At 36.3% G+C, this 22,818-nt stretch carries 25 protein-coding genes; 14 read left to right on the plus strand and 11 right to left on the minus strand.

All coding sequences use genetic code 11. The annotated features are described in order from the left end of the window. Positions 1 to 171: 171 nt before the first annotated feature. Entirely contained in the window at positions 172 to 897 is a 726-nt protein-coding gene (locus MZO21_RS02935) for a YgfZ/GcvT domain-containing protein (RefSeq protein ID WP_248102061.1), read from the minus strand. A 259-nt stretch (positions 898 to 1,156) separates the two neighbouring features. Here MZO21_RS02935 and acnD point away from each other — a divergent pair, with 259 nt between their 5' ends. Further along, positions 1,157 to 3,763, plus strand: a complete 2,607-nt coding sequence (acnD, locus tag MZO21_RS02940; RefSeq protein ID WP_248102058.1) for a Fe/S-dependent 2-methylisocitrate dehydratase AcnD — start codon at positions 1,157 to 1,159, stop codon at positions 3,761 to 3,763. A 104-nt stretch (positions 3,764 to 3,867) separates the two neighbouring features. On the opposite strand, the gene MZO21_RS02945 is transcribed toward acnD, so the two are convergent. From MZO21_RS02945 to MZO21_RS02960, 4 genes are read right to left on the minus strand one after another with little or no spacing between them, the layout of a single operon-like run. Further along, on the minus strand, positions 3,868 to 4,377 hold the full coding sequence (locus MZO21_RS02945) for an NF045616 family extracytoplasmic (lipo)protein (protein WP_248102055.1): 510 nt from the start codon (positions 4,375 to 4,377) through the stop codon (positions 3,868 to 3,870). Then, positions 4,352 to 5,035 carry a zinc protease gene (locus MZO21_RS02950; RefSeq protein ID WP_248102052.1) on the minus strand — a complete coding sequence of 228 codons (684 nt, stop codon included), beginning with the start codon at positions 5,033 to 5,035 and terminating at the stop codon, positions 4,352 to 4,354. The genes MZO21_RS02945 and MZO21_RS02950 overlap by 26 nt, the downstream gene beginning before the upstream one ends. Beyond that, positions 5,028 to 5,369 carry a hypothetical protein gene (locus MZO21_RS02955; protein ID WP_248102050.1) on the minus strand — a complete coding sequence of 114 codons (342 nt, stop codon included), beginning with the start codon at positions 5,367 to 5,369 and terminating at the stop codon, positions 5,028 to 5,030. Before MZO21_RS02955 ends, MZO21_RS02950 begins: the two co-directional genes overlap by 8 nt. 13 nt (positions 5,370 to 5,382) lie before the next feature. Continuing rightward, a complete protein-coding gene (locus tag MZO21_RS02960) occupies positions 5,383 to 5,541 on the minus strand; it encodes a PAAR domain-containing protein (RefSeq protein WP_248102048.1) in 159 nt (52 codons plus the stop codon). Positions 5,542 to 5,875: 334 nt separating this feature from the next. Between MZO21_RS02960 and MZO21_RS02965 the strand changes: the two genes are divergently transcribed. From MZO21_RS02965 to MZO21_RS03025, 13 genes are all read left to right on the plus strand, one after another. After that, entirely contained in the window at positions 5,876 to 6,019 is a 144-nt protein-coding gene (locus tag MZO21_RS02965) for a zinc ribbon-containing protein (RefSeq protein WP_248102045.1), read from the plus strand. Between the two features lie 109 nt (positions 6,020 to 6,128). Continuing rightward, complete coding sequence (locus MZO21_RS02970; protein ID WP_248102042.1) at positions 6,129 to 6,707, plus strand: DUF4126 domain-containing protein; 579 nt, start codon at positions 6,129 to 6,131, stop codon at positions 6,705 to 6,707. A gap of 194 nt (positions 6,708 to 6,901) precedes the next feature. Next, a complete protein-coding gene (locus MZO21_RS02975) occupies positions 6,902 to 7,108 on the plus strand; it encodes a hypothetical protein (protein ID WP_248102168.1) in 207 nt (68 codons plus the stop codon). Between the two features lie 84 nt (positions 7,109 to 7,192). Beyond that, entirely contained in the window at positions 7,193 to 7,906 is a 714-nt protein-coding gene (locus MZO21_RS02980) for a hypothetical protein (protein ID WP_248102039.1), read from the plus strand. An 88-nt stretch (positions 7,907 to 7,994) separates the two neighbouring features. Then, positions 7,995 to 8,255, plus strand: a complete 261-nt coding sequence (locus MZO21_RS02985) for a hypothetical protein (RefSeq protein ID WP_248102036.1) — start codon at positions 7,995 to 7,997, stop codon at positions 8,253 to 8,255. A 620-nt stretch (positions 8,256 to 8,875) separates the two neighbouring features. Next, positions 8,876 to 9,718 carry a GGDEF domain-containing protein gene (locus MZO21_RS02990; protein ID WP_248102033.1) on the plus strand — a complete coding sequence of 281 codons (843 nt, stop codon included), beginning with the start codon at positions 8,876 to 8,878 and terminating at the stop codon, positions 9,716 to 9,718. Positions 9,719 to 9,805: 87 nt separating this feature from the next. Then, positions 9,806 to 10,471, plus strand: coding sequence for an RluA family pseudouridine synthase (locus MZO21_RS02995; RefSeq protein ID WP_154772705.1), 666 nt, complete (start codon positions 9,806 to 9,808; stop codon positions 10,469 to 10,471). A gap of 116 nt (positions 10,472 to 10,587) precedes the next feature. Beyond that, positions 10,588 to 10,968: a ribonuclease E inhibitor RraB gene (locus MZO21_RS03000; RefSeq protein WP_248102030.1), complete on the plus strand. Its 381-nt coding sequence runs from the start codon at positions 10,588 to 10,590 to the stop codon at positions 10,966 to 10,968. A gap of 173 nt (positions 10,969 to 11,141) precedes the next feature. After that, a complete protein-coding gene (locus tag MZO21_RS03005; protein ID WP_154772707.1) occupies positions 11,142 to 11,486 on the plus strand; it encodes a zinc ribbon domain-containing protein YjdM in 345 nt (114 codons plus the stop codon). Positions 11,487 to 11,632: 146 nt separating this feature from the next. After that, on the plus strand, positions 11,633 to 12,001 hold the full coding sequence (locus MZO21_RS03010; protein ID WP_154772708.1) for a 5-carboxymethyl-2-hydroxymuconate Delta-isomerase: 369 nt from the start codon (positions 11,633 to 11,635) through the stop codon (positions 11,999 to 12,001). A 207-nt stretch (positions 12,002 to 12,208) separates the two neighbouring features. Continuing rightward, positions 12,209 to 12,541, plus strand: coding sequence for a YegP family protein (locus tag MZO21_RS03015; RefSeq protein WP_154772709.1), 333 nt, complete (start codon positions 12,209 to 12,211; stop codon positions 12,539 to 12,541). A gap of 257 nt (positions 12,542 to 12,798) precedes the next feature. Next, the gene (locus MZO21_RS03020) at positions 12,799 to 13,158 is read left to right on the plus strand and encodes a nuclear transport factor 2 family protein (protein WP_321104463.1); all 360 of its coding nucleotides are present in this window, start codon (positions 12,799 to 12,801) and stop codon (positions 13,156 to 13,158) included. 81 nt (positions 13,159 to 13,239) lie between these two features. Further along, the gene (locus MZO21_RS03025) at positions 13,240 to 13,644 is read left to right on the plus strand and encodes an NUDIX hydrolase (RefSeq protein ID WP_154772711.1); all 405 of its coding nucleotides are present in this window, start codon (positions 13,240 to 13,242) and stop codon (positions 13,642 to 13,644) included. Between the two features lie 267 nt (positions 13,645 to 13,911). Here the strand turns inward: MZO21_RS03025 and MZO21_RS03030 are convergent, their stop codons facing one another. The 6 genes from MZO21_RS03030 to MZO21_RS03055 all read right to left on the minus strand — a co-directional run bounded on the left by MZO21_RS03030 (position 13,912) and on the right by MZO21_RS03055 (position 22,773). After that, positions 13,912 to 15,120 (minus strand): IS256 family transposase, encoded by a 1,209-nt coding sequence (locus MZO21_RS03030; protein ID WP_032028744.1) that lies wholly within the window; start codon positions 15,118 to 15,120, stop codon positions 13,912 to 13,914. A 70-nt stretch (positions 15,121 to 15,190) separates the two neighbouring features. Next, positions 15,191 to 15,877 (minus strand): DUF3800 domain-containing protein, encoded by a 687-nt coding sequence (locus tag MZO21_RS03035; RefSeq protein ID WP_248104268.1) that lies wholly within the window; start codon positions 15,875 to 15,877, stop codon positions 15,191 to 15,193. Between the two features lie 55 nt (positions 15,878 to 15,932). After that, entirely contained in the window at positions 15,933 to 16,796 is an 864-nt protein-coding gene (locus tag MZO21_RS03040; RefSeq protein ID WP_248129649.1) for an IS982 family transposase, read from the minus strand. Between the two features lie 162 nt (positions 16,797 to 16,958). Next, a complete protein-coding gene (locus MZO21_RS03045) occupies positions 16,959 to 18,110 on the minus strand; it encodes an IS4 family transposase (protein WP_248104258.1) in 1,152 nt (383 codons plus the stop codon). Between the two features lie 136 nt (positions 18,111 to 18,246). After that, complete coding sequence (locus tag MZO21_RS03050; protein ID WP_154772951.1) at positions 18,247 to 19,530, minus strand: ribonucleotide-diphosphate reductase subunit beta; 1,284 nt, start codon at positions 19,528 to 19,530, stop codon at positions 18,247 to 18,249. Positions 19,531 to 19,941: 411 nt separating this feature from the next. After that, on the minus strand, positions 19,942 to 22,773 hold the full coding sequence (locus MZO21_RS03055) for a ribonucleoside-diphosphate reductase subunit alpha (RefSeq protein ID WP_248103909.1): 2,832 nt from the start codon (positions 22,771 to 22,773) through the stop codon (positions 19,942 to 19,944). Positions 22,774 to 22,818: the final 45 nt, after the last annotated feature.

The following is a 22,818-nucleotide window of genomic DNA, read 5'->3' on the forward strand; positions in this document are numbered from 1 at the left end:
TAAAAAACTTAATAGAATATTAATGTTATGTTTCTTAGCGTGTGTTTGGCTGAAATGTGTTTACATTGTTTCCAATGTATAAGAATTAATAACAAGCCTTGAAAAATAAGGCAAAAAAAACCTCCTTTTGAAAGGAGGCTTAATTTTCTACATATTTAGAAACATTTAGATTTATGACTGCGGGCGTGCAACATCACCATTTAAAGCTTCAGGTAAATCTAAAACTGTTAAGCCTAGCTCAACTAAAACCTCAGGTTTAGCCACAACTAAAGCTTTATAACCACCATCTACACCAATACTGTTTACAACAGTTGTGTTTGGACTTAGCTGAGTTGCAGATGCAGGAACATCTCCTGTACCTTGAACCAAATGCAACCAACTTTTCGGTTTTGCTTTAAACCAAAGGCGCGCCACAATTTCTTGACCTAAATAACAACCTTTGTCGTAATGAACGCCTTCACGTTGATGCAAACGTAATTCTTGCGGTTGGAAAAGTTCCGATGTATTGGCTTCAATCCAAGATTGACCCGATTCAATTGCCTGTAATTGCCAAGCTTCAATATCTGTTTCAGCACTTCCAAATACAGTGTGAATACCCTCAATTGTTGGGTAAACCGTACCAGCTTCTTCAAGCTTCATTTTAGAAAAAGCACCAAACTTTTTAATATGTTTACTTAGTGCTTCGGCTAAGTTTGCAGGGCTAATAATTTCAAAGCTTTCTGCACTAATTTTTTTTAGCCAAAAACCGTATTGAATACGACCTTTTAGGCTACAAATACCTGTGTAACGAGTTGTTCCTTCAGTAAGTTTTTCAACATTCAAAGTCACTTGACCTTGTAGGAATTTTTGCGCATCTACACCCATTAAGGTGAAAGAAGAAAATGCAGGTAAGCTCATTTTTTAATCTCTAAAACTATATCTAATACTAAAGAATGAGGTCTATTTTCCGCTATTTTTTGAAAAAAATCACATTTAACAGCTAAATTTTGAGATTGATATTCAAAAATATTAAAAAAACAGCAGTTTTTAAACCTAAGTTTATGAAAAATATAACATTTGGGAAATGGTGTTTTGGCAGTGTAGTATGCCTGAGATGGATTGAAAAACAAGCAACAACAAAAGCTGATAAAAGATTGAATTGAAAGGCAGGCAAGCTATGAATAACAACTTCCGTAAACCACTGCAAGGCACCCAGCTAGAATATTTTGACGTGCGACAAGCCGTAGAAAGCATTGAGCAAGGCGCTTATGAAAAACTTCCTTATACCTCTAAAGTGCTTGCAGAACAGTTAGTACGCCGTTGTGATTCCACAATATTAGAACAGTCTTTAAAAGAACTTATTTACCGTAAACAAGACCACGATTTCCCTTGGTATCCTGCACGAGTAGTGTGTCACGATATTTTAGGGCAAACCGCTTTGGTCGATTTAGCAGGTTTACGAGATGCAATTGCAGAACAAGGCGGTGACCCATCTAAAGTGAATCCTGTTGTGCCAACACAGCTCATTGTCGATCATTCATTGGCGGTGGAGTTTGGTGGTTTTGACCCAGATGCTTTTGAAAAAAACCGTGCCATTGAAGACCGTCGTAATGAAGACCGTTTTCATTTTATTGAATGGACAAAAACAGCTTTTGAAAATGTCGATGTGATTCCTGCGGGCAACGGCATCATGCATCAAATTAACTTAGAAAAAATGTCACCTGTTATTCAAAACCGTGGTGGCGTTGCATATCCTGACACTTGTGTAGGAACAGATTCACATACCCCTCATACAGATGCTTTAGGTGTTATTTCAATTGGTGTGGGCGGACTCGAAGCTGAAAATGTCATGCTTGGTCGTGCATCTTGGATGCGCTTGCCAGACATTATTGGTGTAGAACTTGTAGGACAACGCCAAGCAGGTATTACTGCAACAGACATCGTTTTAGCATTGACTGAATTTTTACGTAAAGAACGTGTTGTTGGTGCATATTTAGAATTCTTTGGCGAAGGTGCAGACAGCATGTCTGTAGGAGATAGAGCGACTATTTCCAACATGACACCTGAATATGGCGCAACTGCGGCAATGTTCTATATAGACCAAAACACCATAGATTATTTAACACTTACAGGTCGTGAGCCTGAGCAAGTAAAACTTGTTGAAACTTATGCCAAAGAAATTGGTCTTTGGGCAAGTGACATGACCAAAGCGGAATATCCACGTGTTTTACGTTTCGATTTATCTACCGTAACACGTAACATTGCAGGGCCATCAAACCCACATGCGCGTGTATCAACAGCAGACTTAAAAGCGAAAGGCATTGCAGGTGTTGTAGAAAACCGTACAGATGGTTTAATGCCTGATGGTGCAATTATTATTGCTGCCATTACTTCATGTACCAATACATCTAACCCACGAAATACGGTAGCAGCAGGCTTACTTGCACGTAAGGCAATAGAACTTGGTTTAGTGCGTAAACCTTGGGTGAAATCATCTTTTGCACCAGGTTCTAAAGCGGCTGCATTGTATTTAGAAGAAGCAGGCGTTTTAAAAGATTTAGAACAACTTGGCTTTGGTATTGTGGCGTATGCATGTACCACCTGTAACGGTATGTCGGGCGCATTAGATCCGAAAATTCAGCAAGAAATTATTGACCGTGACCTATACGCAACTGCGGTACTTTCAGGTAACCGTAACTTCGATGGTCGAATTCATCCTTATGCGAAGCAAGCATTTTTAGCATCTCCACCTTTAGTAGTTGCTTATGCAATTGCAGGAACAATTCGTTTTGATATCGAAACCGATGCTTTAGGAAACGATAAAGATGGTAATCCAATTTATTTAAAAGATATTTGGCCGTCTGATGCTGAAATTGATGCTTTGGTTAAAGAAGCCGTGAAGCCTGAACAATTTAAGAAAGTTTATATTCCAATGTTCGATTTAGGTGTCAATGAAAAATCGGCAAGTCCTTTATACGATTGGCGACCGCAAAGTACGTATATTCGTCGTCCGCCATATTGGGAAGGGGCTTTGGCTGCACCTCGTACTTTAAGCCAAATGCGTCCGTTGGCTATTTTGGGCGATAACATCACCACAGATCATTTATCTCCATCGAATGCGATTGTTTTAGACAGTGCTTCGGGTGAATATTTGAAAAAGATGGGCGTGCCTGAGGAAGACTTTAACTCTTATGCAACGCACCGTGGCGACCACTTGACGACGCAACGTGCAACTTTTGCCAACCCGAAATTGTTTAATGAAATGGTGGTTCGTTCGGATGGCACAATTAAGCAGGGTTCAAAAGCGCGTGTAGAGCCTGAAGGCGAAGTGATGCGTATGTGGGAAGCCATTGAAACTTACATGAACCGTAAACAGCCTTTAATTATTATTGCAGGGAAAGATTACGGACAAGGTTCTAGCCGTGACTGGGCGGCTAAAGGTGTTCGCCTTGCAGGGGTGGAAGTAATTGTTGCGGAAGGTTTTGAGCGTATTCACCGTACAAACTTAGTAGGTATGGGCGTGTTACCGCTTGAGTTTAAGGTAGGAACTGACCGTAAAACTTTAGGTTTAGATGGTACGGAGTTGTATAGCGTGATTGGCAACATTGCACCACGTTCGACTTTAACTTTGGTGATTGAGCGTGCCACGGTTGATGGTTTGAATGAAATTGTGGAAGTGCCTGTAACCTGCCGTTTAGATACGGAAGAAGAGGTTCATGTGTATGAAGCGGGTGGTGTGTTACAACGCTTTGCACAGGACTTTTTAGAAGGGAATGTGGCGTAAAGCTAACGTAAAAAGAATCTAAAATAATTAAAAGCCCTAATCGTGATGGTGTAGTGGGCTTTTAATTATTGAGATTATGATTTTCATAGCATCTAAATTATGTATCAAAATAAAAATGAAAACACCTTATTAAAAAAAGACTTTAGCTTTTTCCAAAAACTTAATTCTTTGTCTACACATTTATCATTTTTGAAATCATAATCTTGTACAACATAGTCTTCATTTTTCTTTGTAATACAAAAATCATTTTCATAAGCAATTTTTATATCACTTAAAGTAACACTATAATAAGTATCGAGCTTTAGATTTGAAGTTGAAAAATTGTTAATTACAACACAATCATTTTCATTTTTAAAATCTCGTTCATAGTTACTTTCATATGACCAAATTTTGGGAATTTCTGGGTTTTGTAAATTATCTTCATAAATAACTATATTAAATCCCCCTTTTTTTTCAAGACTATTATTAATAGTAAAACAAGGATTATTATTTTTAATGGAAATAATAACCTCACCACCTCTATAAGGATTAGAAATAGCATACGAAAAACTTGGGAGAAATAGTAAAAATGTTATGTAGTAGATTCTTCTAATATTGGAGAGGGTCTTTTCCATAATAGAGTTTCCCGTGGTTCTTTGAGATTAGGTCTTTATTGTTAGGATTCTGTAGAAACCCTGCGAGCACTTTTTTCAAAGCAAATTTTTGTTTTTCATTTTTACTGCGTTGCTTTGGCGCATTATGCCCTTCTTCTGGTAAGTAAAAAGCATCAAAATAATGACTTATAATTTCAGCTTGTTGCTCAAAATTAAATTGATTAAATTCTCGATACTGGTCATCACAAATTAAATCATAATCATAACCTTTAGCTTGAGAATAACCTCCTCGGATACCCATTTCTATCCCTCTTAAAGCAACACTTAAACCTAATGTGTGTTGCCAAACATGTGCCATTTCATGAATAAACCAGATTTGATGCGATGGTTTAACTTTAGCTGTTAATTTAGAAAAATCTTTAATTTTTTCATAATCTTCTTTCGGGAAATGTATATTTCCAAATGGTACCATTGCAAACTTTGTTTTATTTGGAATCCCTAAAAATCCTCCATTAATAATTCTAACTTTTGAGTAATCAATTGAATCTTTATAAATTAACTTAGCTAAAGCTATTTCTCCACTGGTTAAATATCTATGACTATCTACTTTAAGTACTGTCGGATTTTTAGCAGCTTCTTCTTTCGCTTTTTTTAATACAGCTTGATACCATTCAGTCATTATCACCACCAACGATACGAATTTCTATTTTTTCACCATCAGTGCCTGTAATAAGCTCCGTCATCCCATTTTCATCCGTTGTGCCTTTTAAAACGAGCTGTCCATTTTTATAAACCTCATAATTACCATTACGTACAGGCTCATTTGTTTTTTCACTTTGCAATAAAAAACGTTCAGCAAATTCATGACTTTCTTTATTCAGGACAAGGCTGTTAATTAAATTCATACCAAGCGCCTTACTGCCTGTTGTACTAAAAGCAAGAGTTTGATTACCAATAAAAGTTGCACCGCAACTGGTTTTATCACCCTCAAAAACCATTTTTTTACCCATCACGATTTTGGTGCTATCAGTACCAATAGCCGAAACTGTTTTTTTTACATAATGGGCAATAATGTGTCATACCATCTAAATGAATTTTTTTACCGTCGATAGAAAAATTATCGAATACTTCTGAAACCACACCGCCATGAGTTGTAGTTGCACCTTGAGTAATAATTGCTTTCATGTGTTTATCTTCATTTTTGTAAATATTAATTTTTGTTAAAGCTATCACACTAAAATAATATTTTGTTAATTGGTGTATTTTTACTGTATTGAGCATAATATGGGAGCATGTTTAAGGTAATTTGTCTAAAAATAGGTAAGTAATTTGATTTTTATTGTGTATTAAAACTTCTCACTATGAGCGTTTTAATAAATAAGTTAAAAATATTCATTGTATTATTCGTAGTAGAACTCCTTCGCCCATCTGACATCATCATTCGACTAAATGGCTAATTGAAAGTCATAAATATTCGGTTATATTGGTCTCACCATTTCTAAACCCAAGGAGAGCAAAAATGGTTCAAGCTGGTCAAAAACCTGGCACAGGCTTCTATTTTTGTGTGCAATGCGGACACCGCGCCTACTTAGAAATTGGTACAGACCGTTTACCCCCGTGTACCAAATGCCATGGCGTTCAATTTAACAATAAGAATGCCTAAGCCACACGACTAAAACAGCACTTACTGTTTTAAATAAAAGCCCTATCACCCGATGGGGCTTTTTTGTTAACGTATAAAACAATAGAAAAGAAAAACAAAGGAACACCACATGGAAACCATACTTGGCTTATGTATAGGCATTGGACTTAGCGCAGCCTGCGGATTTCGAGTATTCGTACCACTATTGGTTATGAGTATTGCATCACTTTTAGGATGGTTCGAACCTATGAAAGGCTTCGAATGGCTTGCAATGCCATCGGTCTGTATTGCGCTTGCAGTCGCAACCGTATGTGAAGTTGCCGCTTACTACATACCGTGGGTAGACAACATGCTAGACACCGTAGCAACTCCCGCAGCTATGATTGCAGGCACACTTACGACTATGGCGGTAAGTAGTGGAGAAATGTCGCAATTCGCAAGTTGGGCAGCAGCCATTATTATTGGTGGAGGTACAGCAGGCGCAGTACAAATGAGCACAGTTGCAGTTCGTGGCGTATCAACAGCAACAACAGGCGGAGTAGCAAATCCACTTGTATCAACAGGTGAATGGATTGGAGCATTTCTACTTTCAATATTGTCTTTAATTGTGCCTGTTCTTGTGGTTGTTCTAATTATTGTGCTGGCTATTTTTACAGTAAGATGGTTTCGAGAGAAAAAGAAAAATACAATAAATTCAGAAATATCATAGTAAATAAAAACAAATGTTTATCTGTTCATGTTTTTTGAAATTTACATGAAAAATAGTTTAAATTTCATGCAAGAAAATGATTGATTTTCACCCATAAAAGACATATTTTTAATATGTGATTTATAAACCATAATAATTTTATGGATTTGTTCATATTTGAACTTTAAAAGTGTTTTGGGGGGCAAAAAATGCAGATGATAAAATTTATAGTCGATGAAAAGCCTGCGGAAAATGGTATTAATAAAATACATAATGCAACAGCAGGTTGTGAAAACTTACCAAAATTAAGCGACCAAATTTTAATAGGCTATTTTGCAAATTATGAACTGGCATATAAAAGAGCAAGAATGAACTGGCCAAGAGAAAAAGTAGAAGCATGTGAAAAATGTTGTGATGTTTAATAAAACAACATATTTTAAACCCACCAATTGGTGGGTTTTATTTATATAAATTCCATAATTTATAAATTGAATAGAATGAAGATAATGAGAAAAATCACAATAAGCATTTTACTTGCTGCTACATGTTTTACAGGGCAGGCGGTATTTGCTCAAGCATCATCAGAAAATATAGCTACGCAAAGTTTTGAAGAAATTAAGCTAAAAAAAGACAATATTAAATACAAAGCGTATTTACCAAAAAACTATGTGTTATTTGAAGCTATAGAAGGCGACTTAAATAAAGATGGTAAACAAGATTTAGTTTTAATTGTAAAAGGTACAGACGCAAAGCAATGGGTAGAGCATGAGTATCAAGGGAAATTAGACCGCAACCGCCGTGGCATATTGGTGCTTTTAAATGAAAATGGTGCATATAAAAAGATCGTGCAAAATTTAAGTGCCTTTTCATCTGAAAATGAAGAAGGTGGAGTTTATTTCCCACCTGAACTTAGTGTGGAAATTAATAAAAACAAATTGTTTATTCATTATGGACATGGGCGTTATGGATGGTGGGGCTATAGTTTTAGACTAGAAAATAATGATATGCGCTTAATTGGCTATGAAAATTCAAGTAATTATGGCCCTTATGTTTCAAGTGAAACGAGCATAAATTTATTAACAAGAAAAAAGTTGTATCGTAAAAATATGAATGAAGTGGGAGATGAAGATCCTCGCTTTAAAGAAACATGGTCTAAAGTTAATTTAGAACCTATCTATTTATCTAAAATTAAAGACTTTGATGAATTGATGATGGAATAACTTCATTTTTCACAGCATAAATGGCTTAAAAATTGCTATATAAAAACCATATTTGGCTTTTAATAAATGAAAAAATAGTAGGTAAAATATGGAATATGTAGAAACTTTAGAAAAAGCCCCTTTAGCTAAAAAGGCACATTTTATAGCGGCTTGGCCATTATTATTGGTTCTGTTTGGTGGAGCTATTGGCGGTGCTTTAGGCTGTGTCGCTTATATTCTTAATCTTAAAGTTTATAAATCTCAAACCTTAAGTAAATTGCAAAAAGTTTTGGCAAATTTATTATGTGGTATGTCTGCTATAAGCTTATGGTGGTTTATTGCAACGTGGGTACAAAGTACAATTTCTTAAAAACCCGTTAGATTATTCTCTATAAATACATCAATTAATATATGTAAGTGTAGATTGTAAGAATTCCTGAATAAGCATCATTAAATAGATAAAAAATGTCGAATTGGGTTCTTATTGAAAAATATTTTCTATATGTGAGTGTTTTGTGGAAATTATTTTTATATAAGCTAGAAATTAAAAGATCTTAGGAAATTAATTTCAGCGACCTTTCACTATTATATGTTTCAAGGGTGTGACGGGAATCGAAAAGAGTAGCATGCTGTGAGCGGCGCAAAACGCGAGTGCAGTACTTACCCAAAAGGTCTCGATTCGACTTAGGACGCTATAGATCACAAGTTTATAGGCTATAAGATCATAACTTACAAAGTCATGATAGTTGAAGTAAACAAAACACTGTTTTTCCCAACACCCTAAAAAATTCTTCCGAATAAAATATAAAAATAATTTCTCAATTTATTATTCAAACATTCATTAAATCTTAATTAAATTAAATACCTGGAAAACTTAATATCTAATTTTTAAGTTACATTTAAGTTGTTAAATTTTAAGCTATTAGGGTAGGGTATTTTGAAATATTGCATTAAGATGATGATTAATAGATAGTGTTCTGGATATTTTAGATGCTTACTCAGGTTGAAAAATTACTTTCAGGACGTGCATTGACTCGCCGAAGTATTATTATTTTATTCACACTTATTATGGGTTGGATAGATCTTGCTACAGGCTATGAATATTCCTTTTCAGTGTTCTATTTAATTCCCGTTTCTGTCGCTGTTTGGTATGACAACACTAAAGTAACTGTTCTTTCTATATTAGGCGCAACGTGCATGTGGTTATATGCAGATTTTAGCTCGGGACATCAATATACGCAGACACTTGCGCCATATTGGAATGCTTTTGTTCGCTTAGCATTTTTTAGTGTAGTGGCTATTTTGCTATTTAAAGTACGTGGAAGTTTAATTGCAATGACTAAAATGGCAATGAGAGATAGCCTAACTGCTTTAAGTAATTCTCGTGCATTTCAAATGCAATATGATGATATTCGAAGAAATTCACATAAATCTTCACATGGTTTTGCGGTAGGTGTAATAGATTTAGATGGCTTTAAAAAAATCAATGATTCTTTAGGGCATTCTAAAGGTGACGACGTGTTAGTTGCGTTTGCAGAAATTTTAAAAAAAGCCACTAGAAGTACTGATATTGTTGCGCGAATGGGCGGAGATGAGTTTATTGTTATATTAAAAAGAACAGATGCCAAAGGTGCTGAAGAGTATTCTGCACGTTTAAGACGCGCTTTTAATGAAAGTGGTTTAAAAGAGCAGTCGGGTGTAGATTTTAGTATGGGAATTATTTTATTCGATCATCTTCCTGAAGATTTAGATGATGCAACACATGCAGCAGATATGCTGATGTATAAAGCCAAAGCACTTGGTAAATCACAAACGACAATTCAAATTGCTTAAGAACTGTTAAGGCTAAATGAGCTGAAAGATTGACAGTCGAAATGCATCTTGCTACTTTGCGTTTTTTCCTCCCTATGCTGTAATTTCATGCCTTTAGACGATAAATTTGTATATATGCCTCCGCAAGAACCACTTTCTATTGTCTATGAAGATGATGATTTAGTGGTGATTGAAAAGCCTGCGGAATTGTTGTCTGTACCTGGGCGTTTACCTGAACATCATGACAGCGCATATTTACGTGTTTTGGAAAAATATCCAAATGCAAAAATTACACATCGTTTAGATATGGCAACCTCGGGTATTTTAATGTTTGCTAAACATAGAGATGCTGAAGTAGCCATTAGTAAGATGTTTCAAGCGCGAACCGTAACGAAGAACTATATTGCTTTGGTTCAAGGGAAGCTTGATGGTGAGGGAAGTGTAGAGGTTCCTTTAATTACAGATTGGGAAAACAGACCACGTCAGATGGTGCATTTTGAGTTGGGGAAATCTGCAAAAACTTTGTATAAAGCTTTGGAATATAATGTAGAAGAAGATATTACTCGTGTTTTACTTACGCCAATTACAGGGCGTTCGCATCAACTTCGTGTGCATATGATGCATATTGGTCATCCTATTACTGGCGATAAAATTTATCATCCTGAACCAGATTTAAGTTTATTAAATAGAATGGCGTTGCATGCAAGTTATTTGGCGTTTAAGCAACCTTTAAGTGGTAAAGAAGTTGAAATTAAAGGCAATGTGCCGTTTTGATATTGTTCATTGCAAAATCAATAGTTAATTGTACGAAGTCGTAATTAATCTCCAAATTGAAACATATATAGGCTAATCTAGACCATAGAAATATATGTTCAAAATAAGGAATAAAAATGTCACGCGATTATCAACAATTCCCAGATGATGACAACGGCAACGTACTTTGGCAAATGGCTGAAGACGGTGATGATTTAACTGTTGCTCATGAAATTGAATATTCAATTGCATTTAAAAACCAAGAAACTGCGGAAAAATGTGCACTGTTTTTATTAAATGAAGAGCAAAAAATTTCGTTATTCCAAGACGAAGAAACAGATGAATGGTTCATTACAATTTATGTTTATATGGAACCAGACTATTCAGATATTGTAGATTTAGAAGAATGGTTCACTAAAATTGGAACTGAGTATAATGGCGAATACGATGGTTGGGGCTGTATGGCTTACGTCTACGATGATGAAGACGAAGATTTAGACACAGAACAACCTGCATAAAATGCTAATTTAAGTATTATTAAAAGCATGTCCATAGACATGCTTTTTATTTTATTTATATATTTAAAAAATAAAAAACCATACTTTAAATAAGACTTTTCACTACATCAAAGAAATATAAAAATGTTATAGTGTATTTTTATATTTTTTCTTCTTTTTTTTTGAGATTTTTTATGTCTTTACCAAATTGCCCACAGTGCCAATCAGAATATACATACGAAGATGGCGACCTACTTATTTGCCCTGAATGTTCACACGAATGGAAAGCTGGCGAAACTTCAGAAGCAGAAACTGACGCTATTATTAAAGATGCAAATGGCAACGTACTTGCAGATGGCGATACCGTAACTGTAATTAAAGATTTGAAAATTAAAGGTTCATCATCTGTAGTCAAAGTTGGTACTAAAGTTAAAAATATTCGCCTATTACCAGATGCTGCTGATGGACATGATATTGATTGTAAAATTGATGGCGTTGGCGCAATGAAATTGAAGTCAGAATATGTGAAAAAAGCATAAGCTTTTTTTAAATAAAAGCACAGTCATTCAATGCATTGTGCTTTTTTATTGCCTATCAAAATATAAAGTAAGTGATATGGGTTTTAATGCAGATTTACTAAAATGAACATGGTATAAATTAATTAAAATATTTTGAAGATTATCCTATGCCACACATTCATCTTGAATATTCAGACAATATTGAAAATTTAGAAGTAAAACCATTATTAATTTCATTGAATCAGGCCTTAATTCAAGGCGGATATGCTCAAGCGGGATTAGACATAAAAAGCCGTGCAATCTGCCAAACAGATTATGTAATTGGTGATGATGAACAAAATCAGGCATATATGCATCTTAAATTGTCTTTGTTAACAGGACGATCTGCTGAATTAAGAAAAGAAATTGCAGAAAAATTACTTGAAGTTCTTTGTGAAAAAGCGCCTAAACAATCTAATGTCACAGTTCAGTTTTGTGTGGAAGTTTTGGAAATGCAACGTGATATTTATGCAAAAAAAATTGTAAGTTCAAACTAAAATTTAAAGGCAAAACTTATAGGTGGTTTTGCCTTTTTTCGGACATTTATAAATAAAAATATTGAATAAAGTGATGTGTAATAAACACTTATTTTAATAAGCTACTTTTCTATTCATAAAAAGTCATTTATATTTCATATGAATAGAATAAATTGTGATTAGTCTATTTAAATACACATAAATAAAAGCAATTAGAAGAGGTGTGGTATGTCAGGATGGTTTGAAATCACTCAAGCGAATGATGGTCAATATCGCTTTAGTTTAAAAGCAGGTAATGGAGAGGCTATCCTTACAAGTGAACTTTATAAAGCAAAGCCATCGGCACTTGTGGGTATTGAATCGGTTCAAAAAAATTGTATAGATGATTCTCGTTATGAACGTTTGACTGCAAAAAATGGAAAACCTTATTTTAATTTAAAAGCAGCTAATCATCAGGTCATTGGTACAAGTCAGCTTTATTCTAGTGAGCAATCACGAGAAAAAGGCATAGATTCTGTTAAAAATAATGGAATACAAACAGTTATTAAAGATTTAACCTGATTCTTCGTTGTAGTGAATTGAAAATTGCATGCTTAGGCATGCTTTTTTTATTATTGAGAAATGAATATTTTAAGATTTTGTTTTACTTATAAGTAGAATAAGGCTGGCGTAGATGTTTAAAAATACATGATAAGTAACATATTTTTTATTGCATTTATTGATAAGTTAAACTAAATAATAAGGATTTGGATGGGGTAAATCTTTTGTTTGTTCAGTTAATTGGCGATAAACATAATGCATAAGAAATTTTATTTAAAATAAAACAATGGGATAGGGCTATTGAAAGTTTAGATTTACAAGCAATAACTGATATGTGTTCAGATCATTTTAAGGTGTTTGACGTGAGTAGTCAGCAAAATAATGTTAGTGAATTTAAACAATTGTGGGAAAAGTATAGTGGTGATTTTGTCGATGATGTACGTGTATATAGACGAAAAGTAGAAATTCATGCGAAATCGGATTTAGCCTTTATGCATTGTTATTCCAAAATTGATTATGCTGATACAACGCGAGCGTTAAATTTACCTTGGTGTCGAACAACGTTTTGTTTTGAGAAAATTCAAGGTAAATGGAAGGTTGCGCATCAACATATTTCTATACCGAACTCACTACATTAAAGGGTAATGAAGGTATTTGTAATACTTATTGTATTTATTTTACTGTGTAAATTTTAAATCTAATTTAAATTGGGAAAAAATATGGCATTTGACGATTTTTATAGGCTAAGTTCACATGCCGTCATACTCAATGAAAATAATGAAGTTCTATTGCTAAAAGCAACTTATACCAATTGTGCTTGGGGATTGCCTGGTGGTGGGTTGGATATGGGGGAAACCATACATGCTGCACTTATTCGTGAATGTAAAGAAGAGTTAGGCTGCGATATACATATAGACTACTTATCTGGTGTGTATTTTCACTCTGCGGTAACCTCACATGCATTTTTATTTAAATGTCATTTAGCTGAAAATTCAAATATTAAATTGAGTTCAGAGCATTCTGAATTTAGATGGTTTTCTGTAGATGAGTTAAGTTCTGTGCAGAAACAACGCGTACAAGATTGTATTTTATTTAATGGGGAAGTGGTAAGTCGGGTGTTTTAATTGTTATTCATTTTGGGAGATTTTTGGAATGAGAGAGTTGCTTAAATAAAAGGACAGTAAGTCGATTTTTAGATTTTAGTAGACGGTAGGGTTATAGAGGTTGATTTAATAAGTATAAAAATCCCGCTTAAGTAACGGGATTTTTTCTAATATGGGAAAAGTTTTAAACCATAACCATCAAAATTCTTACCAGTATGATTACGTCCACCTTTGCAATAGAATTTATTCGAGCCTGTAAATAATTTTGTGTAATTGCTTTTCATAAATTTAAAGGTGATTGCTTAAGCGGTCACCGAATTCAATAATAAAGCGGCTCATGGCTAAACGCCAGTCGCGAATAGGCATATTCCACTTTTTAGACGCTGCATCAATTGCCAGGTAAATCACTTTACGTACAGAATCATCCGTTGGAAAGACTTTACGCTTTTTGATCGCCTGACGTATTACGCTGTTTAATGATTCGATCGCATTGGTGGTATAGATGGCTTTGCGTATCTCGGCTGGATAAGCAAAGAAGGTATTTAGATTCTCCCAGTGTGTACGCCAGCTTTTGCTGATCTGTGGGTACTTGTCATCCCATGTTTGGGCGAATTGATCCAAGGCCATCAAGGCTGCCTCTTCAGTAGGTGACTGATAAACGGCTTTTAAATCCTGAGTGACGGCCTTGTAATCTTTCCATGATACGTATTTCAAGCTGTTACGCAGCATATGGATAATGCACAGCTGGATATGGGTTTGCGGGTATACGCTGTTAATGGCATCAGGAAAGCCTTTTAGTCCATCCACACAGGCGATCAGAATATCCTGCAACCCTCGGTTTTTAAGCTCAGTCAGGACATTCAGCCAGAACTTTGCACCTTCATTCTCAGCCATCCACATGCCGAGCAGTTCTTTCTGTCCATCAAGATTAATGCCTAAGGCAAGGAATACAGCCTTGTTGATAACACTGCCATTATGACGGACTTTAACTACAATACAGTCCATATAGACGATGGGATAGAGTGCATCCAGCGGACGGTTTTGCCATTCAGCGACTTGCTCCTTAACAGCATCAGTCACCTTGGAAATAAGCGTTGGCGATACATCAGCATCGTACATTTCTTTGAAAGTAGCCACGATTTCACGGGTAGTCATGCCTTTGGCATAAAGGGATAGAATTTGGCTATCCATTTGCGTGATACGAGTCTGATTCTTTTTAATTAGCTGTGGCTCAAATGTGCCATCACGATCTCGTGGTGTGGTGATCTCAATCTCACCATCATCGCTCAGCACGGTCTTACTGGAATAACCGTTACGAGCATTTGAACCGTTCTTACGAGCATTCTTTTCATGTCCGAGATGTTCGGTAAGTTCGGCATTGAGAGCCGTTTCAACAGTGAGTTTAGTCAACAATCGGGTGAATTGATTGAGATCGTCTTCTGTTTTGATTCCTTTAGCAAATTCTGCTGCAAGGTCTTTTAGTTTTTGTTCGTTCATCATGTTGCCTGACTCCGTTGTGAATATGAACATAGCAAATTCAGGCAATTACACAATTTAATTTACAGTCTCATTTATTCTCAAGAGATCTAAAATTTTGATGTAATTTTTCAGGTCTTAAAAATTTACAACGAATTGGTTCTGCTACTAAATCTGCAATTTGTAAACCAGTTGAGTTCGATTTTTTATTTACAAATTCAATTTCAAAATTAAATGAAGACTGATTCCAGTTGTCGCCATTTTTTATTTTAACAAATGCATTTTTTAATCTTTCATTAGATTTAGAATCTCTAGACTCAACGATAATATGGGCTATTTTATTCTCTTGATTTCGTTCATGTAAAAAGCTTTGAACCCTTTCTAATGAATATTTGAGAGCAAGATCATATGGATTTTGAGCATTAACATATCTGTCAATTAAACGCTTTTTATCTATTACTGTTGAAATCAATATAAAATTAGTAGATTCGATAATTTCAGTTAACCTATTTAAAAAAACATTTTTAATTTTAGAATCCTGCAAGCATTCAAAGTCCCCAATACAATTCATCATATCGTAACCATGTATTATTTTCTGATCATGACCAAATGTATCAAATTTAAGTTTTTGAAACTTAGGGACAGCTTCTTGTGAATAGTAGTTTTTATCAAAGATGCAGAATGCTAAAACAAAATATCGATCATCATCTTTAAAGTTTTTTAAACTGTCAGTTCCGCTTTCATCTACAAAGATTGTATAAGCACAGTACTCTTGCATTAATTACTCAACTATATGATTTATATTAAATTAACCTGAGTTCGATGAAATCCACTTAACCTTTTAGCATATTTTGGAAAGTTGGCTTATTGGGGTTCAAACAATAAGCCACTACAGCAGCCATGATATTCACCATGAAGTTATTTACCGAACGATGACGTGAATGTTCAAGTTGATGTAAATTTTTTAATTGATCATTCACTGTTTCGATCAATCCTCTTCTGTAAAGTAATTGTTTTTCTTCTTCAGTTTGGATGGGTTTATTTTTCATATTCCGACGTGATGGGGTCAATATTTTCAGTCCTCTTGCTGCTAAAGCTTCGGCTTTTGCTTTGCTCAAATAGCCTTTGTCTCCGAGTAGGATCCCTTTTAATTCTTGAGTTAAAGATTCTAATATAGCAACATCATGAACATTTCCCGATGTCAGCTTGAGATTAATAATTTCACCTAAATTATTGATAACGAGATGTAATTTAAAACCATAAAACCAACCCGTGCTACTTTTTCCACGACCGGCCAAGCCTTTAAATACACGATGCCTTTTAATCCGAAGATTATGGCAAACTACCAATTTAGTGGAGTCAATGATACTGATTCCCGTATCTTTTCCTTTCACCTGATGGAAGAAACTACTCAGAGCTTGCAAACAACGGGGCATGATTTCAATAAATCGGTTGTAGCTAAGCAGTTTAGGAAAAGCAGATTTCCAGAATGGAACGATCATTTGGCAATAAAAATATTTGAAGAATCTAAAACCGGATTGATGAAATAAAATGACAATGGTCATTGCTTCAGACAAGCTTAAAGCTGACTTTTTCAACCTGGTTTTTTGATTAGAAATTAAAGCTTTCTCTAAAGATTCATTAAATTTTTTGCAGAAATCATCCAAAATACAAAATAATTCGGTAATATGATCCATTGAGAAGCCTTGTTTTATAACATTTTGTCTTGAGAACCAATATGTTACAAAAACAGGGCTTTTTTTCTACTCTTTTTTTATATCGAACTCAGGTTAAATTAATAAAATTTTCCTTATGAGGTAAAAAAGGGAGGGATTAACCCCACTGCTGTCCCACAATTTTTATAAGAGGAAGCTCACATGAGCTTCCTCTTGTTTGATGGGGATTTTATCGGGTGAAAATAACGCTTTTAAGGTTTTTATTTCAAATAAATTCACCTGAATTATTCTGAGTAAGCGCTGAACTGTCCAGCCTTTTTTCCCTAAATGTTGAGCGAAACTTACTAGTAAATAGGCGATCATCGCAATCCAGATTTGTGTCTGAATTGCGTTCCTGCTGCGGCCTAGAAACGCTTTTAATTTGAGATTTTGCTTAATCGCCTTAAAGAACAGCTCAACTTTCCAACGATCTTTATAAATCGCCGCAATGGTGGAGGCGGCTAAATGAAAGTTATTGCTGAGAAAGCTAAAGTGCTTGCCACTTTGCTGATCTCTATATTCAATTCTTCTTAACACTGGGGCTTTTCTTTTTAGGGCATGTGCGCTATTCAGCTGAATGGTTTCATCTTTTAGAATACCTTTGGATTCAAGCACTGGATGTTGCTGGATCACCTGATACACAGATTTAGGCCTAAAACGTGTGACAAATCCAATGTTTTGAGCAGTCAGATTTGCATACCATTGGTAATCGACATAGCCTTTATCAAAAACTACAATGCTGCCAGCAGGAAACTGGAATTTGCGGCCTTGTACCATGTCATTTTCTTTGCCATTTTCAACTGCAACAAACTCAGGAATATCATTGCTGTGATTCAATCCTATGCTGAGTTTCATGCTGGCTTTTGAGTCGTGAACTTTGGCCCATTCACATAAGGAAAGCGACAGGTCAATATGACTGGCATCCAAGGAATACAAGGGATTCTTAAAGCGAAATTTATGAGCTACTTTTGAGTGTTCATAGTATTTAAGCAACTTGTAAAATAGCTGTTGATACAAGGCAGCAGGCTGCTGCTCATTGATTCGTGCCAGTGTACTTCGGGGTATAGACTTTGCTCCGAGATGACTCAGTTTTTCCTGCTGGCACTCCAGATTGGATTGAATATCTCTCAGACTTTGCCTGCAGGAAAGTTGAGACATCAATATGGCAATAAACTGATCCCATCTTGAGGCCGCTCTAAATTTCTGTCCAACATGGTGTACTTTAGCAAGTTGTTCAAAATCCTGTCGCACGACGGGTTTAATCAGCTGATGAAATACGGTATTCTGATGTGACAAAACCTGAATCCTGGTCGTTAAAGTGTTGGTTCGTACTCATATTTTAACTGTTAGGACTCAGGTTTTTTATTTAAATCAAACTATGGGACAGCAGTGGGATTAACCCTCCCTTTTTAGAAATAAATCTAAAAAGCTATTACCAGCTTAACGCACCACCAGTTTGATAGTCAGTTACGCGAGTTTCAAAGAAGTTTTTTTCTTTACGTAAATCCATCATTTCAGACATCCACTGGAACGGATTCGTTACACCAGCAAATTGTTCAGGTAAGCCCAATTGAGCTAAACGACGGTTTGCAATGAACTTCAAATACTCTTCCATCATTGCAGCATTCATACCCAATACACCACGTGGCATAGTGTCACGCGCATATTCGATTTCAAGCATCGTACCTTCAAGAATCATTTGAACGATTTCTTCTTGGAATTCAGCAGTCCAAAGACTAGGGTTTTCGATCTTGATTTGGTTAATCATATCGATACCAAAGTTCAAGTGCATAGATTCATCACGTAAAATGTATTGGAATTGCTCAGCAACACCGTTCATCTTATTACGACGACCCATAGATAAAATTTGGCTGAAACCACAGTAGAAGAAAATACCTTCAAGAACACAGTAGAATGCGATCAAGTTGCGAAGCAAAATTTGGTCGTTTTCAGGTGTACCTGTTTTGAAAGTAGGATCGCTTAAAGATTGAGTGTATTTCAAGCCCCAAGCTGCTTTACGAGCTACAGAAGGAACTTCACGGTACATGTTGAAGACTTCGCCTTCATCCATACCTAAAGATTCGATACAGTATTGGTAAGCGTGCGTATGAATCGCTTCTTCAAATGCTTGACGTAAAATGTATTGACGGCATTCAGGGTTAGTAATATGACGATAAATCGCAAGTACTAAGTTGTTTGCAACCAATGAGTCGGCAGTAGAAAAGAAACCTAAAGAACGCATAACAATAGTACGTTCGTCTTCAGTTAAGCCATTTTCAGACTTCCAAAGCGCGATGTCGTGGTTCATGTTAACTTCTTGAGGCATCCAGTGGTTTGCACAACCGTCTAGATACTTCTGCCAAGCCCATTCATATTTGAATGGTACAAGTTGGTTCAAGTCAGCACGACAGTTAATCATTGCTTTGTCGTCAACTTGTACACGCTGAGCACCCATCTCAAGTTCTTCAAGACCAGGCGCAACATCTAACGTTTCTAGAGCGTTAGATGCTCTTGCCAACGGATCGGTTGAATCTGTTGATGTTCTTGCAGCGGTGCGAGCGGGCTGTGGAGCTGCCACACTCGACGGTTCGTTGCGCTCATCAGATACAATCTGCGAATTAGTCGTTTTTTGCGGTTCGACGGGCGCAGACTTGTGTTCAGGTGCAGCCGGTTTTTGCGAATCATCTTCGAAATCGTCCCAACTTAGGATAGACATATTAAATTCTCTCTTCGTTGCTTTATATCTTTTATTTAGACATCTAACTTACGAAGTTCAGATGTCCCTACTATACGCTTAATTTGTGTAAGCAAAATTAAGTTTTACCAAGCTTTGTTTTAATCTTGTTCGAAAAAAGCAAAGTTCCACACTACTTATTTTGATTACGCTTTTGTTCTCTTGCTTTTACCCAAATGTAGCCAAGCGGGATATAAAACAAAACAAAAAAGGAAATGACCAAGGCTGCTAGTCCTAACATGTAGTTATGAGTCATATGAAGCATCGGTATTTCCTTTTGTTTGTATTTTTTAACCTCCCTAAATCCCTCTTTAAAAAAGAGGGACTTTCACACCTTAAGATTAGTAGATGTGATCCCCCTCCTTTTAGGAGGGGTTAGGGGAGGTTGTCAGCTTACTGACAAGCCTCACAATCAGGGTTGTCAATTGAACATGCCATTGGTACAGGAGCTGCTTGACCAAAACCTTCTTCTTCAACAGCTTCAGGTTTTTTCGCTTCTACTACAGGTGCTGCAACAACAGGAGCGGCAGTTGCAGTTGCTTTAACAGCATTTAACGCGCCAGTGTTAATTGTAGATTTCTCTGCAGATGTCGCACCTAATGCACGAAGGTAATAAGTTGTCTTAAGACCACGTAACCACGCCATTTTGTACGTCATATCCAATTTCTTACCGTTTGCACCAGAGATGTAAAGGTTAAGAGACTGTGCTTGATCGATCCATTTTTGACGACGAGATGCAGCGTCAACAATCCAACGTGGTTCAACTTCAAATGCAGTTGCGAAGATTGCTTTTAATTCTTCAGGAATACGAGAAATCTTCTGAACAGAACCTTCGAAGTGTTTAAGGTCGTTCACCATTACAGAATCCCAAAGACCACGATCTTTTAACGCACGTACTAAGTACGGGTTGATCACTGTGAATTCACCAGAAAGGTTAGATTTCACATAAAGGTTTTGGAAAGTAGGCTCGATAGACTGAGAAACACCACAAATGTTAGAGATTGTTGCAGTTGGAGCAATCGCCATTACGTTAGAGTTACGCATACCGTCTTTTTGAACTTTGGCACGTAAAGTGTCCCAATCCAAACGAGTTGTACGGTCAACTTCGAACATGCGTTCTGGGCGTGATTTTGCAACAAGGTCTAATGAGTCAATTGGTAAAATACCTTGATCCCATAATGAACCTTTAAATGTTTCATACGCACCACGTTCAATTGCTAAATCGCTAGATGTTGCAATTGCGTAGTAAGAAATCACTTCCATAGATTCATCTGCAAAATCAACCGCTGCATCTGAACCGTAAGCAATTTGCATTTCGTATAAAGCATCTTGGAAGCCCATGATACCCATACCCACTGGACGATGTTTCAAGTTCGAGTTGCGAGCTTGTTCAACAGCGTAGTAGTTGATGTCAATTACGTTATCTAACATGCGAACAGCAGTTTTTACTGTACGAGCAAGTTTTTCACGGTCTAAAACACCACCTTGAACGTGTTGTACAAGGTTAATCGAACCTAAGTTACATACCGCAATTTCGTCTTGGTTTGTATTAAGCGTGATTTCTGTACATAAGTTAGATGAGTGAACTACGCCAACATGTTGTTGTGGTGAACGTAAGTTACAAACGTCTTTGAATGTGATCCACGGGTGACCTGTTTCAAACAACATAGAAAGCATTTTGCGCCATAAGTCTTTTGCACGTACTTTCTTATGAAGCATGTCAGTTTCTTTGGCAATTGCTTCGTAATGTGCATAACGTTCAGCAAATTCTTTACCTGTTAAGTCATGCAAATCTGGAGTTTCAGATGGCGTGAATAGTGTCCATTCAGCATCTTCAAATACACGTTGCATGAATAAGTCAGGAACCCAGTTCGCTGTGTTCATGTCATGTGTACGACGACGGTCGTCACCAGTGTTCTTACGAAGTTCAAGGAATTCTTCGATGTCTAAGTGCCAAGTTTCTAAGTATGCACAAACTGCACCTTTACGTTTACCACCTTGGTTTACCGCAACAGCTGTATCGTTTGCCACTTTAAGGAATGGAACAACACCTTGAGATTTACCGTTTGTGCCTTTGATATACGAGTTCAATGCACGAACAGGTGTCCAGTCGTTACCTAAACCACCCGCCCATTTAGAAAGAAGGGCATTGTCACGCATAGAACCATAAATGTTGTATAGGTCATCTGCGATTGTAGTTAAGTAGCAGCTAGATAGCTGTGGACGTAAAGTCCCTGAGTTGAACAACGTAGGCGTAGAAGCCATGTAGTCAAAGCTAGACAATAAGTTATAGAACTCAATTGCACGATCTTCACGGTTTTCTTCGTTTAATGACAAGCCCATTGAAACACGCATGAAGAATAATTGCGGTAATTCAAAACGAACATCATCTGAATGAATGAAGTAACGGTCAAATAAAGTTTGAAGACCTAAATATGTAAATTGGTTAGAGCGTTCAGGTTTAATTGCCGCTGCCAATTTTTCAAGGTCAAAGTTTAATAATTCTGGAGAAAGAAGCTCAAGCTCAACACCTTTTTTCAAGAATGTTTCTAGAGCATCATTTTCTAAAGTATCTGTAGATAAACCTAAGAACTCAAGACCAGTTGCAACTAAGTTGTCACGTAATAAACGCGCAGTTACATACGTGTAGTTTGGTTCTTGTTCAATACGAGTACGCGTAGCCATCATCATTGTTGTAGAGATGTCAGTCGCTTTTACACCGTTATAAAGGTTTTTAACTGTTTCTTCGATAATCGCTTGAACATCAATACCTTCTAAACCTTCGCTCGCTTTTTCAATTGTTGCTTGAAGGCGGCTTAAATCTAAAGGTGCAAGCTGACCATTTGTACCTGTAATTTGTAGCGTAGGGTGATGATGCTCATTTGTTTGCTTACGTGCTTCAGCGCGTTGTTCACGATAAATTACATAAGAACGTGCAACTTTTTGTTCCCCAGTGCGCATAAGTGCAAGTTCTACTTGGTCTTGAATTTCTTCAATATGAATAGTACCGCCAGAAGGCAAACGACGTTTAAATGTGTTTAATACCATTTCTGTAAGCTGAGAAATACGGTCATGAACTCGGCTAGAGTCTGTGCTCTGTTGGCCTTCAACCGCTAAAAATGCTTTACCAATTGCAACGGCAATTTTTTCTGCATCAAAAGCAGCAACATCACCGGTGCGTTTAATCACCTGAATTTGGCCGGGTGTTGATGTGATTACGCTCATTGTCAGCATAGCTCCATATGTCATCTATTTTTATGTTTATGGACC

Origin of the sequence: Acinetobacter portensis (assembly GCF_023158935.1) — a bacterium.
Taxonomy (GTDB): domain Bacteria; phylum Pseudomonadota; class Gammaproteobacteria; order Pseudomonadales; family Moraxellaceae; genus Acinetobacter; species Acinetobacter faecalis.

Bases quoted from the DNA above. Each gene is read 5' to 3' on its own strand.
- MZO21_RS02935 (WP_248102061.1), bottom strand. From the start codon at position 897: ATGAGCTTACCTGCATTTTCTTCTTTCACCTTAATGGGTGTAGATGCG.
- acnD (WP_248102058.1), top strand. From the start codon at position 1,157: ATGAATAACAACTTCCGTAAACCACTGCAAGGCACCCAGCTAGAATAT.
- MZO21_RS02945 (WP_248102055.1), bottom strand. From the start codon at position 4,377: ATGGAAAAGACCCTCTCCAATATTAGAAGAATCTACTACATAACATTT.
- MZO21_RS02950 (WP_248102052.1), bottom strand. From the start codon at position 5,035: ATGACTGAATGGTATCAAGCTGTATTAAAAAAAGCGAAAGAAGAAGCT.
- MZO21_RS02960 (WP_248102048.1), bottom strand. From the start codon at position 5,541: ATGAAAGCAATTATTACTCAAGGTGCAACTACAACTCATGGCGGTGTG.
- MZO21_RS02965 (WP_248102045.1), top strand. From the start codon at position 5,876: ATGGTTCAAGCTGGTCAAAAACCTGGCACAGGCTTCTATTTTTGTGTG.
- MZO21_RS02970 (WP_248102042.1), top strand. From the start codon at position 6,129: ATGGAAACCATACTTGGCTTATGTATAGGCATTGGACTTAGCGCAGCC.
- MZO21_RS02975 (WP_248102168.1), top strand. From the start codon at position 6,902: ATGATAAAATTTATAGTCGATGAAAAGCCTGCGGAAAATGGTATTAAT.
- MZO21_RS02980 (WP_248102039.1), top strand. From the start codon at position 7,193: ATGAGAAAAATCACAATAAGCATTTTACTTGCTGCTACATGTTTTACA.
- MZO21_RS02985 (WP_248102036.1), top strand. From the start codon at position 7,995: ATGGAATATGTAGAAACTTTAGAAAAAGCCCCTTTAGCTAAAAAGGCA.
- MZO21_RS02990 (WP_248102033.1), top strand. From the start codon at position 8,876: ATGCTTACTCAGGTTGAAAAATTACTTTCAGGACGTGCATTGACTCGC.
- MZO21_RS02995 (WP_154772705.1), top strand. From the start codon at position 9,806: ATGCCTTTAGACGATAAATTTGTATATATGCCTCCGCAAGAACCACTT.
- MZO21_RS03000 (WP_248102030.1), top strand. From the start codon at position 10,588: ATGTCACGCGATTATCAACAATTCCCAGATGATGACAACGGCAACGTA.
- MZO21_RS03005 (WP_154772707.1), top strand. From the start codon at position 11,142: ATGTCTTTACCAAATTGCCCACAGTGCCAATCAGAATATACATACGAA.
- MZO21_RS03010 (WP_154772708.1), top strand. From the start codon at position 11,633: ATGCCACACATTCATCTTGAATATTCAGACAATATTGAAAATTTAGAA.
- MZO21_RS03015 (WP_154772709.1), top strand. From the start codon at position 12,209: ATGTCAGGATGGTTTGAAATCACTCAAGCGAATGATGGTCAATATCGC.
- MZO21_RS03025 (WP_154772711.1), top strand. From the start codon at position 13,240: ATGGCATTTGACGATTTTTATAGGCTAAGTTCACATGCCGTCATACTC.
- MZO21_RS03030 (WP_032028744.1), bottom strand. From the start codon at position 15,120: ATGAACGAACAAAAACTAAAAGACCTTGCAGCAGAATTTGCTAAAGGA.
- MZO21_RS03035 (WP_248104268.1), bottom strand. From the start codon at position 15,877: ATGCAAGAGTACTGTGCTTATACAATCTTTGTAGATGAAAGCGGAACT.
- MZO21_RS03040 (WP_248129649.1), bottom strand. From the start codon at position 16,796: ATGGATCATATTACCGAATTATTTTGTATTTTGGATGATTTCTGCAAA.
- MZO21_RS03050 (WP_154772951.1), bottom strand. From the start codon at position 19,530: ATGTCTATCCTAAGTTGGGACGATTTCGAAGATGATTCGCAAAAACCG.
- MZO21_RS03055 (WP_248103909.1), bottom strand. From the start codon at position 22,773: ATGAGCGTAATCACATCAACACCCGGCCAAATTCAGGTGATTAAACGC.